The 15,820-nt window shown below is 43.7% G+C and carries 8 protein-coding genes and 2 pseudogenes; 6 read left to right on the plus strand and 4 right to left on the minus strand.

Features of this window, described 5'->3' with window-relative positions:
* Positions 1-351: 351 nt before the first annotated feature.
* From J4864_RS07315 to mazG, 3 genes are all read right to left on the minus strand, one after another.
* Complete coding sequence (locus tag J4864_RS07315) at positions 352-1,266, minus strand: ribonuclease Z (protein WP_211815142.1); 915 nt, start codon at positions 1,264-1,266, stop codon at positions 352-354.
* A gap of 149 nt (positions 1,267-1,415) precedes the next feature.
* Complete coding sequence (locus J4864_RS07320; protein ID WP_211815143.1) at positions 1,416-1,973, minus strand: lipocalin-like domain-containing protein; 558 nt, start codon at positions 1,971-1,973, stop codon at positions 1,416-1,418.
* Positions 1,974-2,017: 44 nt separating this feature from the next.
* Positions 2,018-2,899 (minus strand): nucleoside triphosphate pyrophosphohydrolase, encoded by an 882-nt coding sequence (mazG, locus tag J4864_RS07325; RefSeq protein WP_036854291.1) that lies wholly within the window; start codon positions 2,897-2,899, stop codon positions 2,018-2,020.
* A 146-nt stretch (positions 2,900-3,045) separates the two neighbouring features.
* On the opposite strand from mazG, the gene J4864_RS07330 reads away from it, so the two are divergent.
* The 6 genes and pseudogenes from J4864_RS07330 to cas2 all read left to right on the plus strand — a co-directional run bounded on the left by J4864_RS07330 (position 3,046) and on the right by cas2 (position 13,713).
* Positions 3,046-5,739: a valine--tRNA ligase gene (locus J4864_RS07330; RefSeq protein ID WP_211815144.1), complete on the plus strand. Its 2,694-nt coding sequence runs from the start codon at positions 3,046-3,048 to the stop codon at positions 5,737-5,739.
* Positions 5,740-6,159: 420 nt separating this feature from the next.
* Positions 6,160-6,385: pseudogene (locus tag J4864_RS11925) on the plus strand (IS1380 family transposase); the annotation flags it as partial.
* 615 nt (positions 6,386-7,000) lie between these two features.
* Positions 7,001-7,147: pseudogene (locus tag J4864_RS12005) on the plus strand (IS1380 family transposase); the annotation flags it as partial.
* Positions 7,148-7,975: 828 nt separating this feature from the next.
* Positions 7,976-12,418, plus strand: coding sequence for a type II CRISPR RNA-guided endonuclease Cas9 (gene cas9, locus J4864_RS07335; protein ID WP_211815145.1), 4,443 nt, complete (start codon positions 7,976-7,978; stop codon positions 12,416-12,418).
* Between the two features lie 13 nt (positions 12,419-12,431).
* Positions 12,432-13,364 carry a type II CRISPR-associated endonuclease Cas1 gene (cas1, locus tag J4864_RS07340; RefSeq protein ID WP_211815146.1) on the plus strand — a complete coding sequence of 311 codons (933 nt, stop codon included), beginning with the start codon at positions 12,432-12,434 and terminating at the stop codon, positions 13,362-13,364.
* A 7-nt stretch (positions 13,365-13,371) separates the two neighbouring features.
* Complete coding sequence (gene cas2 / locus J4864_RS07345; protein WP_025079161.1) at positions 13,372-13,713, plus strand: CRISPR-associated endonuclease Cas2; 342 nt, start codon at positions 13,372-13,374, stop codon at positions 13,711-13,713.
* 510 nt (positions 13,714-14,223) lie between these two features.
* Here cas2 and J4864_RS07350 read toward each other — a convergent pair.
* Entirely contained in the window at positions 14,224-15,591 is a 1,368-nt protein-coding gene (locus J4864_RS07350) for a DDE transposase (protein ID WP_211815147.1), read from the minus strand.
* Positions 15,592-15,820 lie beyond the last annotated feature (229 nt).

Consider the following 15,820-nt stretch of genomic DNA (forward strand, 5'->3'; position numbering starts at 1 on the left):
AGATGCCTGATTGACTTGCAACAGGTGCTCTTTCAGCGTGTTACCAACGCCCTTTTGAAGTCCAATCAAGCACCTTTTTTGAACGGCTTGATAACTGATTGACTGGCTGCTGGTTGCAAACTTGCTTTTTGCACGTGTATTTCATATTTGCAGGTGATTTTGTTTGAAATCATGTAATGGTTTTTCAAAATCATATCTGTGTTTGCTACCAGTTGTTTTCATCCGGGTGGCAGATGACAAACGTGCGAGCCTTTAACACGACTGGTGTTAGCCCTTAACACGGTTTGTCAACAGCACATTATGTAAAATTGTCTGGTGAGACTTATGCCTGCCGTAAAGGAACAGATTTATTCAGATTTCGAAGGTCTTCCCTTCCTGTGTCAAGAAAGTATTTGGAAATACTTCTTTGGCTTCCTCCAGCAGCTTCTCCTCATTCCCATAGCGGGCGGAATAATGCCCTAAGAGCAGTTTTCCCACACCTGCATCACGGGCTACCTGTGCTGCCTGATGCGATGTGCTGTGCCAATAGAGACGGGCGCGTTTGACATCTTCGGTCGTGTAGGTGCTTTCATGATAGAGGGTGTTGACCCCTTTGACCAGTTTGCAAAGCGTCTTGAAATATCGGGTGTCCGAGCAATAAGCATAGCTGCGGGGGGGATTGGAAGGGTATGTCAGCCGGCTGTTAGGAACAAGGAACCCCTCCGGTGTCGTCCAGTCTGCACCGGCTTTGATGTTGTTGATCTGACTGACGGGGATATGATAAAAGTCGAGCATGTCACGACGGATATGCGGAAGTGTCGGTTTCTCCCGGAACAGGTAACCGCAACATTCTATGCGATGCTGCAAAGGAACCGTCTCCACGGTCAGACTCCTGTCTTCATAGACCACCTTTTGCAAGGTGGTATCAACGGGATGGTAGACGACTTCAAAACCTAAATTCTGACAGAAAAAGTCAAGCATCTGACGGAGAACCGGCTCAAAGGCAGCAGGCGCATAGAGATGCAAAGGAGCGGTACGCCCCGTCATGCCGAACGTGGACAGCATGCCCGGCAGACCGAAGCAGTGGTCACCGTGCAGGTGGCTGATGAATACGGCTATAATCCTCGAGAAACGTATGTGCAGTCGGCGGAGCTGGATCTGCGTTCCTTCCCCGCAGTCGATCAAGAACTGCTTCTCCCTAAGTTCTACAACCTGCGAAGAGGGGAAATGCTGCAAGGTCGGCAGGGCGCTGCCACAGCCAAGGATCCTTACGGTGAATGGTTCCATAAGATGCTTTGAATAGAAGTGTATGTCAGGGATGCTGGCAGGTGAGACAGTAAGGAAAGATACCCCCATCCGGTCGTACACGGTCGGTCTGTCGTCCAGACGAGGACATCCTCTCTTGCAGATAAGCTCCCGACCTCACACCATTCGATTTACTTTCCTCTGGTAAATACGAAAATACCGTTTTTGTTTTCCAATGCCAGAGAGTCTGCACCGAGATTGTCTACCTCGAAGGTATCCTTGGACAGGATCAGTTTCCCGTTCCATATCTTCCACGATGTCCAAGGATTCTTTTCCGACTGCAGACTGGATGTGACGGTACCATCTTCTTTGATTTCAAAGTTACGGTCAAGGCTGATCCAGTTGCCCAACAGCGAGGTGAGGTTGATGGCCGAACGCATGAAGCGGTCGCCGTATTCCGTGTACCCGATAATGGCGAAGCGGTCGCCGTCGAGCTTTCCGCCCTTGACAACGTCGACAGTATCATTAGGATTGGTGAGATACACAATGGTGTCTCCGTTGTCGGTTAGCAGAACGATGGAATTCATCCCGCCGTCCACCATCGTTCCATAAACGGTGCTGTCACCGGTCGCAAGCGTGTCGGTCTGCCCGTTTGCCTGTGTCATCACGGCCTTGGGCTTGCTGTCCTTGCAGGAGATTGCTGAAGCAAGGACCAGCAGTGAAACGATAAAATAAAAAGCCTTTCTCATATTCTTTGAAGTCTGATTTATATCTTTAAAATTGGCGATGGACATCAGCGGTCAGCCGTCTTGGCTTCTTCCCACAGCCGGTCCATCTCCGCAAGCGTCAGGTCTTTGATAGTGACACCTTTTTCCTTGGCTTTCTCTTCGATGTAACTGAACCGTCTGATAAACTTCTGGTTCGTATGTTCCAGTGCATTGTCCGGGTTGAGATGATAGAGACGTGCCGCATTGATGACCGAGAAAAGGAAGTCGCCCAGTTCCTCGGTTGAATGTTGTCTGTCGTCTTTCTTCAATTCAGCCTTCAGTTCGTCCAGCTCCTCATAGACTTTCTCCCACACCTGCTCTTTCTCCTTCCAGTCGAAGCCTACGTTGCGTGCCTTGTCCTGGATGCGGTAGGCCTTGATAAGGCTGGGCAGCGAATCGGGTACGCCGGAGAGTACGGAGGTGTTGCCGTCACGTTCGCGCTGCTTGCGTTGTTCCCATGTCGATTCCACCTGCGAAGCCGTGTCGGGAGTCGCCTGCTGGCTGTCGGCAGCTTCCTTTTCAAGTTCGTCTTTGTAGACAACCTGTCCGGAAGCATTGACGGTCATATCCGGATGTGTCACGCTCCATCCTGTCCAGTCGATGAAGTCGTGGCGGAACATGAGTTTGTCTGACTGCGCATTGCAGACATCAGCCACATCGAAGTCTTCCTTTTCTTCGCCGAGCATGGAATAGAAAATGACGTGTTCCATGACATCCCCCAGTTCCTTGCAGATGTTCTTGGAGTCGTTCTTCATGAGGGCGTCTGCCAGCTCGAAAGTCTCCTCTATCGTATTGGGACGCAGGCTTTCATTGGTCTGTTTCCTGTCCCAAGGGCACTCTTTACGCAAACGCTCCTGAATATCCAGAAGCCGGGCAAAGGCTTCGAGTTTCTCTTCTTTTGTATGCAATGTCTTGATGTTTAATGTTGAAGATATACGTTAAAGTACTCATCCGGGTACTATTATTGTTGCAAAGATACGCTTTTTAGGTGGATTTTTTGTACTTTTGCAGCGTTATTTTAAAGATAATAAAGAAATAATAATATACGAAACAAATGGATTTAGCAAGTAAGTATGATCCACAGATTGTGGAATCGAAATGGTACCAGTACTGGCTGGACAACAAGCTTTTCAGTTCTAAGCCTGATGGCCGTGAGCCTTATACCGTGGTGATTCCGCCGCCCAACGTTACAGGGGTGCTCCACATGGGACATATGCTGAACAATACGATTCAGGACATCTTGGTCAGGCGTGCCCGCATGGAGGGCAAGAATGCCTGCTGGGTGCCGGGCACTGACCACGCCAGCATTGCGACTGAGGCGAAGGTCGTGAACAGACTGGCACAGGAAGGCATCAAGAAGACCGACCTCACCCGTGAGCAGTTCCTTGAGCACGCATGGGACTGGACACGCGAGCACGGTGGCATTATCCTCAAACAGCTGCGCCGCCTGGGGTGTTCCTGCGACTGGGACCGTACGGCTTTCACCATGGACGAGACTCGCAGCCGGAGTGTCATCAAGGTGTTCTGCGACCTGTATAATAAAGGTTACATCTACCGTGGCGTGCGTATGGTCAACTGGGATCCGCAGGCACAGACAGCCCTCTCCGATGAGGAGGTAATCTATAAGGATGAACATTCTAAGCTCTATCACCTTAAATATTATGTTGCAGAAGAAGACCAGACAAAGGTTGAACGTAAGGATGAAGGCAACGTAATGCACAAGGATGAGAAGGGTTACTATGCTGTTGTTGCTACGACTCGTCCAGAAACTATTATGGGTGACTCGGCTATGTGTATCAATCCAGAGGATGTTAAGAATACATGGCTGAAAGGTCTTCGTGTCGTAGTTCCATTAGTAAACCGTGTGATTCCAGTTATTGAGGACTCATACGTTGACATTCAGTTCGGCACAGGCTGTTTGAAGGTAACACCTGCTCACGACGTCAATGACCACGCACTCGGTTTGAAGCATGGACTGGAAACCATCGACATCTTCAATGATAACGGAACAATCTCTGAGGCGGCGGGCCTCTATGTGGGGCAGGACCGTATGGATGTACGTAAGCAGATTTCAAAGGACTTGGAAGCTGCGGGCTTGATGGAGAAGGTTGAGGACTATGACAACAAGGTGGGATTCTCCGAGCGTACGAACGTGCCGATCGAACCGAAGCTCTCCACGCAGTGGTTCCTCAGGATGCAGCACTTTGCTGATATCGCTCTTTCTCCTGTAATGGATGATGATATTGAGTTCTATCCAAAGAAATATAAGAATACTTACCGTCACTGGTTAGAGAACATCAAAGACTGGTGTATCAGCCGTCAGTTGTGGTGGGGTCATCGTTTTCCTGCTTATTACTTCAAGGATGCTGAAGGTAAGAATGCTACCGTTGTAGCAGAAACTACTGAGGAAGCATTGAAGTTGGCACAGGAAATCAATCCTTCTGTTACAGCTGCCGACCTTGAGCAGGAGAGCGACTGTATGGACACTTGGTTCTCAAGTTGGTTGTGGCCTATCTCTGTGTTCGATGGTATCAACAACCCTGACAACGAAGAGATTAACTACTACTACCCTACCAGCGACCTCGTTACAGGTCCAGATATTATCTTCTTCTGGGTAGCACGTATGATTATGGCAGGCTATGAGTATCGTGGCAAGTTCCCATTCAAGCATGTCTACTTCACAGGTATTGTACGTGATAAACTCGGACGTAAGATGAGTAAGAGTCTTGGTAACTCACCAGACCCGATCATGCTCATCGAAAAGTATGGTGCTGACGGTGTTCGTATGGGTATGATGCTCTCTGCACCTGCAGGTAATGACATCCTCTTCGACGAGACACTTTGCGAGCAGGGACGTAACTTCAACAATAAGATTTGGAATGCTTTCCGTCTCGTTCAGGGTTGGGATACAACTGATGCTGAACAGCCATTGGCAAGTAAGATTGCTGTTGAATGGTTCGATGCTAAGTTGAAGGAAGTGAATGCGGAGATGAACGAGCAGTTCAAGAGCTATCGTATATCAGAGGCTTTGATGACAGTTTACCGCCTCTTCTGGGACGAGTTCTCAAGTTGGTACTTGGAGATGATTAAGCCTGAATACGGCAAGCCAATCGATAAGCAGACTTACGAAGCAACGCTGAAGTTCTTCAACGCACTGTTGAAAATGCTCCACCCATTCATGCCTTTCATTACAGAGGAGTTGTGGCAGCACATCTACGACCGTAAGGACAGCGAGAGTATTATGCGTGATGAACTCAAGGTCGATGCTCCAAGCAAGGATGAGTTGAGTCTTATCGAAGCAATTGAGCAGGTTAAGGCGATTGTCAGCGGCGTAAGAACCGTACGCAACCAGAAGAACATTGCTCCAAAGGTTGAACTCGACTTGAACGTAATCGGTCAGAACAACTACGAGGCTTATAACAGTGTTATCATCAAGATGGCTAACTTGAAGACTATTGAAGTGGTAACAGAGAAGAGCGGTGACGCATCAGGCTTCATGGTAGGTACCGACAGTTTCGCTGTTCCAGTGGGCGATTTGATTGATGTTACGGCTGAGATTGAGAAGCAAGAGAAGGAACTCAAGCACCTTGAAGGCTTCCTCGCAGGTATCAAGAAGAAACTTTCAAACGAGAACTTCGTGGCAAATGCCCCTGCAGCTGTTATCGAGCGTGAGCGTAAGAAGCAGAGCGACTCTGAGGAGAAGATTGCTACTTTGAAAGCAAGTCTTGCTGAATTGAAAAGCAAATAAGAAATCCAAGTAGAGGATTATAGAATAAGAGTAGGAAGAAGACTATCAGGTTTTCTTCCTACTTTTTTGTACCATTGCTTAGGAATCAACAGACAGCTAAACGTGACAACGTGGCGTATTCTACCTTGATACCACTGTTTCTGAAATGACCTTCGTCTTGAATACAATATTCATAACAGCATCTATCTTCATCGTGTACTGTCTGAAAAAGGAAAGCACAGTGTGGTTTATGTAAAATAAATTCATTGGGTTTGAATGCTATTGATGATTAGTTGCATCCAAACTAAGCCTTATTTCCGCAGTACAATTTCTTGTGAGAAATCCAAGTGCCTGAGAAACAAAGTCCTCAAAACACTTGGATATGTCAGAATTTTCACCTATCTTAGTGCAACAAACATAACAAGTAAGCAAAAATCTGACATGACAAAGGTAGCAATTAAAAACGAGAATATCACTTCTTTCGGAGGAATTTATCACATTATGGACGTTTTTTCAAAGTTGGGCTTTGAAAAAAAATACTGAATCCGTGTTGGGCAGATGCGGATGCAGCAGCAAGGCATTCAGCCATGGAAGCATCCTGGGCTCTCGCTTCTTCAGCTACCTTTGTGGTGGGGATTGTCTTGAGGACATCAATGCGCGTACAGGACCATTAAATGCGTGGATGTTTTTCGTATAGCTTTAACGGAAGAACCGAAGTTATGCATTATACAAAAAGACAGCCAAGACTGTCTTGGCTACCTACTTTGTTATCATCCTCCGACGCAGAAAACCTTTTCATGTCAATACTTTGAAAAGGCAGATACCAGCTTGAAAAATCATGACATAATTTTAGATAAAATGCCTACAGATAAAGGCAAAAACACGTGTAAAAAGCAAGTCTGCAACCAGCAGTAAATCAATTGGTTATAAGGTCATGCAAGAAAAGGTGCTTAATTGGACTTCAAAAGGGCGTTAGTTGGACCTCAAAAGGACATCTATTGCAAGTCAATTGGGCGTCTTTTCAAAGCCAAGAGACCATGTATTGGTTTTGAGCTGCATGAAAATAGTTTACAAACATTGATTGATATGGGAATAAGTTGTTTGTAGAAGACGGAAAGACATGGTATCTGTTTGCCTTTTCTGCATTTTTATTTTGTGCTTTATCCTCCTTTGTGAGACCGTCTATTTTTGGATAGTCATACCATACAAGCGTATAAGCCTTTGTTATTTTTCCAATCTACGCATTTAACGGGAGAACCCTATAAAGACGGGCAGCCATGTTGACCTGGACTTTGACCACCAGTTTGTTCCTGCCCACAAGTTCGATGCAAAGTATTCCTACAGGCAGGACCATGGCTTTTTTCCGGGCTGGGCTTCCATCGGGGGCATCATAGTCGGAGGTGAGAACCGTGACGGAAACACCAATGTGAACAACTGGCACATCTGCCTTTTTCCCTCATGGCTGAGAACATGGTTTTCATGATGGTTACCGCCATGCTGAAAACTTCTATCTCTATCTCGTCCGCCATATCAGCGAAAAGGTCAAGCCGTTGAAAAAGACAAGCAGGCTGAAAGCCTTTATCCTGCATTTTGTCAGCGTGCCGGCAAAATGGGTGAGAACAGGAAGGCGGAACGTTCTGAACCTGTATACAAACAAAGCATACTACTCTGAAGTATTCCTTGAATAGGCAGCATTTCTTTGTGGTTCTCATATTCCCCATTGATTTGGGTGGGGGATTTCATGCCTGGACAAGACCCAAGAAGCCCCGAAAATCCTCATAACAACATATAGAGCCCCAAAAGACATCTCAACATATAAAATCACCTCACAAGGAAAAACGCTGCGGAATTGAGGTAAATAAATGTACTTTATTCATATTTCCATACTAACCACGCACTTGTCTCTGTAAGGATATTTCGCACATCAGTGTGCGGGTAGGAAGAATGTAGTAGCATGGAAACACAGAAATGCAAGTTGTAAGGAGTAACAACGGCTTACTTATATCGAGAAGGACATTGCTAACAGACGCTTGACAGGTAATTGTTATATTTCTTTCTTAGTCTTTAGGAAATATTGACAATATACTTTGGTGATTAAAAAGATTAATAGTATCTTTGTCACTATAAAACAAAAAAGAGCGAGTTGCCCCGCTCTGTTTGTTTTCACAACGGAATAATCCTTATTGTGACTTGCTTGAAAAAATCTACTGCAAAGATAGAAAGAAAATAACTAAGAACCAAACAAAACAAGAAAAAAATGAAAACAATTCTTGGATTAGACTTGGGAACCAATAGTATTGGTTGGGCTAAAGTCTGCGTTGACAACGACGGAAACTACGTGCGTGACATTAAACTTGGTAGTCGTATCATCCCAATGAGTCAGGACACACTTGGCAATTTTGACAAGGGAGTGACAGATTCTCCGACAGCTGCACGGACAGGATTCCGAGGTGTAAGAAGAATCAGAGAACGTGCACTGCAAAGACGCGAACGCTTACACAGAGTGTTACATGTGATGAAGTTTCTTCCTCCACACTATGAAAATGCCATTGGATGGAATCGAGAAGAAGCCACAACGTATGGCAAGTTTCTTAATCATGGAGAGCCTAAGTTGGCTTGGGAGAAACAGGAGGATGGCTCTATGCGTTTCCTCTTTATGGATTCTTTCCATGAGATGATGGCTGACTTTGCTGAATCTCAACCTGGACTGGTTGCTGACGGGAAAAAGATTCCATTGGACTGGACACTTTATTATCTGCGTAAGAAGGCACTTACACAAGCTATCAGAAAAGAAGAATTAGCTTGGATACTGCTCAATTTCAACCAAAAACGCGGCTACTACCAGTTGCGTGGAGAGGAAGACGAAGAGAATCCTGCTAAACGTGAGGAATATCATGAACTGAAGGTTGTCAGCGTGGAGGCTACCGAGGAAGGAAAAGGTGGTAACACGTGGTATAATGTTACATTAGAGAACGGCTGGATATATCGTCGACAGAGCAAGGTAGAACTGCATGACTGGGTTGGGAAAACCAGACAGTTTATTGTAACCACAGAATATGAAAAAGATGGAGTTACCATCAAAAAGGATAAAAACGGAGAAGTCAAACGTTCGTTCCGAGCACCAAGTGAAGATGACTGGGGACTGCGTAAGAAACGAACAGAAAGTCTCTTAGAGGATTCAGGCAAGACTGTTGGAGCTTTTATCTACGACCATATACTCTCGGAACCTACTGACAAAATCAGAGGTAACTTTATCCGTACTATTGAAAGAAAGTACTACAAGAAAGAACTGGAAGCTATCCTGCTCGAACAAACAAAACATCATAAGGAGCTAAAAGATAAAAACACGCTAATTGACTGTATCAAAGAACTATATCAAAGCAACAAGCCCCATCAAGACAGTTTGATGAAAAAGGATATGACCTATCTTTTGATTACAGACTTGATTTTCTACCAAAGACCTCTAAAGAGCAAGAAGTCTCTGATAGCAGACTGCCCATACGAGTATTATGAATATACTATAAAGGAGACAGGAGAAATCAAGCGACAAGGTATCAAATGTATCGCAAAATCAAATCCTTATTATCAGGAGTTCCGCTTATGGCAATTTATCATCAACCTTCGTCTTTTTGACAGGACAGATGATAAAGAAGTCACCTCTGAGTATTTGTCTTCTATGGAAGACTACACCAAGCTGTTTACATATCTCAACGACAGAAAAGACATTAATCAAGAGACCCTATTAAAAGACTTCTTCAAACAGAAGAAAGTCAAAATGGGTATGGAAAAGGAATTTCCTATTCGTTGGAACTATATTGAAGACAAAGAAAAGAAGTATCCTTGTAACGAAACACGTCACGAACTGCTTGCAGCATTAGACAAGGCAGGCATAGACCATAGTTGGTTAGATGATAAAGAACGATTCTACCGGCTTTGGCATCTTCTCTATTCCGTAGAGTCCAAGGAAGAAGCAGAAGGAGCTTTGAGAAAACTTAAAGATAATGATGACTTTGTAAACGCTTTCTTAAAAGTAAAGCCATTTAAGAAAGACTATGGTGCTTATTCCGAGAAAGCCGTAAAGAAGCTGTTGGCTGTAATGCGGATGGGGAGCCTGTGGAATGAGACTGATATTTGTGAACAAACAAGAAATAGGATTCAAAGCATCATAAAAGGGGAAATTGATGAGAAGATAAAAGAACGGATGGGTCGCACTTTCTGTCAATTATCCGACTTCCAGGGGCTTCCTGAATGGTTAGCATGTTATGTTGTATATGGCAGACACTCTGAAGCTACAGATATACAACGGTGGACAAGGCCAGAAAACCTGATGGCATATATCAATGGCTTCAAGCAACATTCACTTCGTAATCCTATCGTCGAGCAGTGTATCCTTGAGACCCTCAGAACAGTTCATGATATATGGAAAGAAGCAGGACATATTGATGAGATTCATGTAGAGTTAGGCAGGAGTATGAAGAGTACTGCTGACCAGCGTGCACGTATGTCTAAAAGTATTTTGCAAAATGAGAATACCAACCTGCGTATCAAGAGTCTCTTGATGGAACTGAAGAATGCAAAAGAAATCGAGAATGTACGCCCCTATTCACCAATGCAACAGGAAATCCTAAGAATATATGAGGAGGGAGCCTTGCAGGAATTAACGAAAGAGGATGCCCAATATCCAGAAATATCTAAGATCTCACAAATGGCACAACCTTCTGCCAAAGAATTACTTAAATATAGACTTTGGCTGGAGCAGAAGTATTGTTCACCTTATACAGGTAAAGCCATCTCTCTATCAAAACTATTCACATCTGCTTATCAGATAGAACATATTATCCCACAGAGCCGTTATTTTGATGATTCATTCACAAATAAGGTTATCTGTGAGGCCGAGGTAAATCAACTCAAGAGTAATATGTTAGGCTATGAATTCATCAAGAAACATAGTGGCGAGATTGTGCATTGTACGACTATAGGTGACGTAAAGATACTTGATGCAAAGGAATATTATAACTTCGTAACAGAGCATTATGCCAACAATAGACGTAAAAAGGAGAAACTTTTGTTGGAAGACATACCGCAGGAATTCCTCAATCGTCAGATGAATGATAGTCGATATATCAGCAAGAAAGTGATGGCAATCCTTTCTAATATCGTACGTGAAGAAGATGAGCAAGAAGCTAACTCTAAGTTTGTAGTTTCATGTTCTGGTGGCATAACAGACCGTCTGAAACAGGATTGGGGACTGAATGATGTATGGAACAGCATTGTTTACCCTCGTTTTGAACGCCTCAATAAACTCACCCAGACAGAAGCCTTTGGACGCTGGGAGAACAAAGAAGGAAAACAGGTTTTCCAGACATCGGTACCCTTAGAACTCCAGAGAGGCTTCAGCAAGAAACGTATAGACCATCGCCATCATGCTATGGACGCACTCGTTATAGCCTGTGCATCACGTAATATTATCAATTATCTCAACAACGAGTCTGCTAAAAGTCAAGAGCAGAGGGAGGACTTACGAAAGAAACTTTGCGACAAGAATCGTATTATACGTAAACCTTGGGAAACCTTCACTCAGGATGCTCGCACTGCTCTTGAGGATGTAGTAGTTAGTTTTAAGAATTATGTCCGTGTTATCAACAAGGCTACAAACTATTATGAAAAATATGATGAGAGTGGCAAGAAAGGAATGGCAGAACAGAAAGGGCAAGATATGTGGGCTATTAGAAAACCTATGCACAAAGAGACTGTGTTTGGGCAAGTCAACCTCCGACGCAAAGTTACTGTTAAACTGAAAGATGCACTTGAGAATATTCCTGCTATCTGCGACAAGGCATTACGTGACTATATTAATGATTTAGTAGCGAAAAAGTTCAATACGAAACAAATGCTAGCACACTTCAAAAGTATCAATTATCGATTAAATATGAGATATATCGACAAGGTTGATATTTGGATTTTCAGTGACGAGAAAGAGCCGATGGTTGCAACTCGCAAAGCTATCGACATTTCATTTGATACCAAACGTATAGATACCATTACAGATACGGGAATACAAAAGATTCTTCGCAACTACCTCGCCTCAAAAGGTAATGAGCCCAACATAGCTTTTACTCCAGAAGGAATAGCAGAAATGAATAAGCATATCATTGATTATAACAATGGTAAGCAACATCAACCTATTCTGAAAGTAAGAGTTTCAGAACCTAAGGGGGCAAAATACCAAGTGGGAGAAACTGGTAACAAAACAAAGAAGTTCGTTGAGGCTCAAAAAGGAACGAATCTTTACTTTGCAATCTATGAAGACAAAGACGGTAATCGATCTTACAACACCATTCCATTAAATGAGGTTGCAGAACGATTGAAGCAAGGTCTATCACCTGTGCCAGACAAGAACGAAAAGGGGATTTCATTGAAATTTTATCTTTCACCTAATGATTTGGTATATGTGCCGACAGAAGAAGAAAAGTTATCAAATGAATGCAAACTGGACAAAAAGCGAATTTACAAGATGGTTAGCTCGACTGGTAATAGATGCCATTTTCTTCCTTATACTGTTTCAAATGTAATATATAATAAAGTTGAGTTTGAAGCAATGAACAAAATGGAACGAGCGTTAACAGACGAAATAACAAAAGCTGTCTGTTGGAAACTTGAAGTAGACCGGTTAGGCAACATTCTTAAGATTATAAAGTAAAATCCTTTTGCTTATGATAAAGAAAACCCTATGCTTCAGCAATCCAATCTACTTAAGTTTGCGAAATGCACAATTAGTTCTGCATTTACCTGAAGTAGAAAGTAATAAAACATTGCCTGAAGCTATGAAAAAAGAAGCAGAACGTACCATCCCGATAGAAGATATCGGGGTGGTAATTCTCGACAACAGGCGTATTACTATAACCTCTGGAGTAATGGAGGCTTTGCTTGAGAACAACAGTGCCGTTATCACTTGTAACCCAAAAAGCATGCCCATAGGGCTACTTCTTCCTCTAAGTGGGAACACCATACAAAACGAACGCTTTCGCTCACAGTTAGAGGCTTCTCTACCTTTACGAAAACAACTCTGGCAACAGACTATAAAACAAAAGATTCTCAATCAAGAACATACATTGCGCATAAACACTGATAAAGAAACCAACTGTATGCGTGTATGGTCTAATGACGTACGCAGTGGAGACCCTGACAATCTTGAAGCAAGAGCAGCCGCCTACTATTGGAAGAATCTCTTTACAGAATATCCAAACTTTGTAAGAGACCGGGAAGGAATTCCTCCCAATAATCTCTTAAACTATGGCTATGCTATACTTCGAGCCATAATAGCCCGAGCATTGGTAGGAAGTGGATTACTACCTACTTTAGGTATCCATCATCATAACAGGTATAACGCCTATTGCCTTGCTGATGACATTATGGAACCTTATCGCCCTTATGTAGATCAATTAGTTTTAGATATTATTCATAATTATACAGAAATATCTGATATTACACGAGAGATAAAAATGCAACTACTCAGTATTCCGATATTAGATGTAGTTATAAATGGCAAGCGTAGTCCATTAATGATTGCAGTACAACAGACTACAGCCTCACTTGCTAAATGCTTTGCTGGTGAAAGCAAACGCATCAGTTACCCGGAAATGTAAAAGTAGTATGACAGGCTTTGACCGTTTCAGTGAATACCGAATTATGTGGATTCTTGTATTCTTTGATTTACCAACAGAAACCAAGAAAGAGAAGAAAGCCTATATTGACTTCCGCAAATCTCTTATAAAGGATGGATTCACTATGTTTCAGTTTTCCATCTATGTACGTCATTGTGCAAGTATGGAGAATGCCGAGGTACACATGAAACGAATTCGAGCATTACTGCCAAAGTCAGGGAAAGTAGGAATACTCTGTATAACGGATAAACAATTTGCCAATATTCAACTGTTTTATGGTGAAAAATCCCAAGCTCCCAATGCACCTGGACAGCAATTAGAGTTGTTCTAATCTATACACCTCGAAGTATAAGTATCCAATGCATGTATGCCACTACAAAGATAATCCCATTATTTTATAAGCATCCAATATTATCCGTCTTGGCACTTTACACCAAACCAACGATTTTTTTTGTAAGGATACTTCGGATTTCAAACAAAAAAAAGACTCATTCATATTCAATAGGAAAAAGAAAGAACAGCACGCTATCCATCTGTCTTTTCACTTTAAAACTGAAACAATCCGTAGGAATACGCAACTATGCATATCTACGGATTGTCATTTAAAGAATCTTGGCTGACTGATTCTGCATCTCCTCAGCATAACTAAATAGGGAATTTCAGTTAATTCCCTCTTGGAATTCCCCAAGGGCAGCCAAATACTGCATTCTTTTCCTTGGAAAAGTTCCCAGAAAAAGAATATGCTGTGTTTTTTGCTCGAAAACCTCAAATAATGAGTTGTATGGGCACACCTGTCCCTTCCATACTGCCTATGGACCTGTGGGAACACCTTCGATTTTTATCAGACTGCTTTCTTCATACTCCTAGCCATCTCCCTTGCGGCAAGAATGGCAGCATTTGCCGTATGGATTCCGAAGAAGAGCAGCAGCCTCTCGCTGAACATATTGCGTGCCTTGATGCGTCCGACGCTATAGTGTTGCTTCTGGTTTCCAAAGCTACCCTCCATTACCGTGGCTCTGAGGTTTCCGATGATCTTTCTCGCCGTCCTGAGACACTCAGCTTCTTCTTTGGGCCCTGGGCCTTTTCTGGTGAAACAGGTCGTTATGCCTTTCTCTGTACACATAGTGCGGTTGGCATTGTTGGCGTATATGGAATCGGCACCGACACGCCTGACTTTGATTCCCGTCAGAGATTCCTGATATTCAATGCATTGCTTAAGACGGACGCCCTCGTTGAATGCCTCAAAGCTGTGGTGCTCTATGAATGATATGCCGTCTATCTGTATGTTGTTGACCTTTGCCCCGAACTCTACACGCTTGTTTTCTTTGCCTCTGACAATAGGACGGAGGTAGGGGCGGTCGATGCTGACGATACGGTGTTTGACTTCCTTGCCGGAGAACAGCTCTGACTGTTGGAGACATACCTCACGCACAGCGGACAGCCGCTTTTCTTGTTCTGCCGACAGACAGATGCAGGGACTGTACTGTTTACGCAGACGGTTCCATTGGGACAGGAGCTTGGAGAGGAGCCTCAGGAGTCTTCTCCTGAGCTTGCGCATGGACGAGGCTGTGTGCCTGCGCTGCCTGGCGTATGCAAGCCTGGCCTTGTCAACATTATCATACTTGCTTCTCGGGACACGCTCTGACAGGTGTTTACACTCGGAGACGAGCAGACTGTGAAGCCAATGGCAACACTCCCAGAGCAGCTTGATGTCCGTAGGAAAACGCAGGTAGCTCTCGTAACAGGTCGCATCCGTCAGGCACAGGTCTTTGTCTTTGAGACTGTCTTTCCATTTGGCGTACAGTATGCTCTGGAGACTGTCTATGTCAAGAATACGGGCAAGACGGTTGCGTATGGCACTTACGATCTTCCCGTCCTTGATGGGACAGGAAGGATCTATCAGAACGCCACAGAACATCTGCATGTGGATGCTTCCGTTAAGCAACTCTATCAGGCCGTCGTCAGACAGACCTGTGTACGGCTTGAGGAACATTAAAGCAATTTCTCCTTCGCCCGAGAAAAGAGGCTTGTTGCCCCGCTTGCTCTTATGGCTACGATTCGTGTACTCTGCAGCCAACTCCTTAAGTGGGAGCTGGGACTGGATGCGTCCAAGTTCGCTTCTTTCAAAGCTTTCACGATAACTCTGTAAGAAATCGAACTCTGTAAAGGGCAAAGTTGGTGTTATATCAGAAATTTTTTGTATCTTCACGACGATTTTTTTTAAGTTTTTCCCCCGATTCTGCCCGTGATGGGTCGTTCGGGGGATTTTGCGTAAAGGTACAAATAATATATCACACTGGAAAACAGTTAGTTGTATATTTTCTGAATATCCCTAATTAAATCAAGACCAGTACGTCCTCCCTTTCCTTTGCATCTCATATTGTTGAAAGAACTCTCATTCGTCATGTTTCGATTTGTAAGTCGTATATACTAACCAA

It is taken from the genome of Prevotella multiformis (genome assembly GCF_018127985.1).
Lineage (GTDB): Bacteria > Bacteroidota > Bacteroidia > Bacteroidales > Bacteroidaceae > Prevotella > Prevotella multiformis.

Excerpts from the sequence above, each read along its gene's own strand:
- cas2 (WP_025079161.1), top strand. The coding sequence starts at position 13,372 with ATGACAGGCTTTGACCGTTTCAGTGAATACCGAATTATGTGGATTCTT.
- cas1 (WP_211815146.1), top strand. The coding sequence starts at position 12,432 with ATGATAAAGAAAACCCTATGCTTCAGCAATCCAATCTACTTAAGTTTG.
- cas9 (WP_211815145.1), top strand. The coding sequence starts at position 7,976 with ATGAAAACAATTCTTGGATTAGACTTGGGAACCAATAGTATTGGTTGG.
- J4864_RS07315 (WP_211815142.1), bottom strand. The coding sequence starts at position 1,266 with ATGGAACCATTCACCGTAAGGATCCTTGGCTGTGGCAGCGCCCTGCCG.
- J4864_RS07320 (WP_211815143.1), bottom strand. The coding sequence starts at position 1,973 with ATGAGAAAGGCTTTTTATTTTATCGTTTCACTGCTGGTCCTTGCTTCA.
- J4864_RS07330 (WP_211815144.1), top strand. The coding sequence starts at position 3,046 with ATGGATTTAGCAAGTAAGTATGATCCACAGATTGTGGAATCGAAATGG.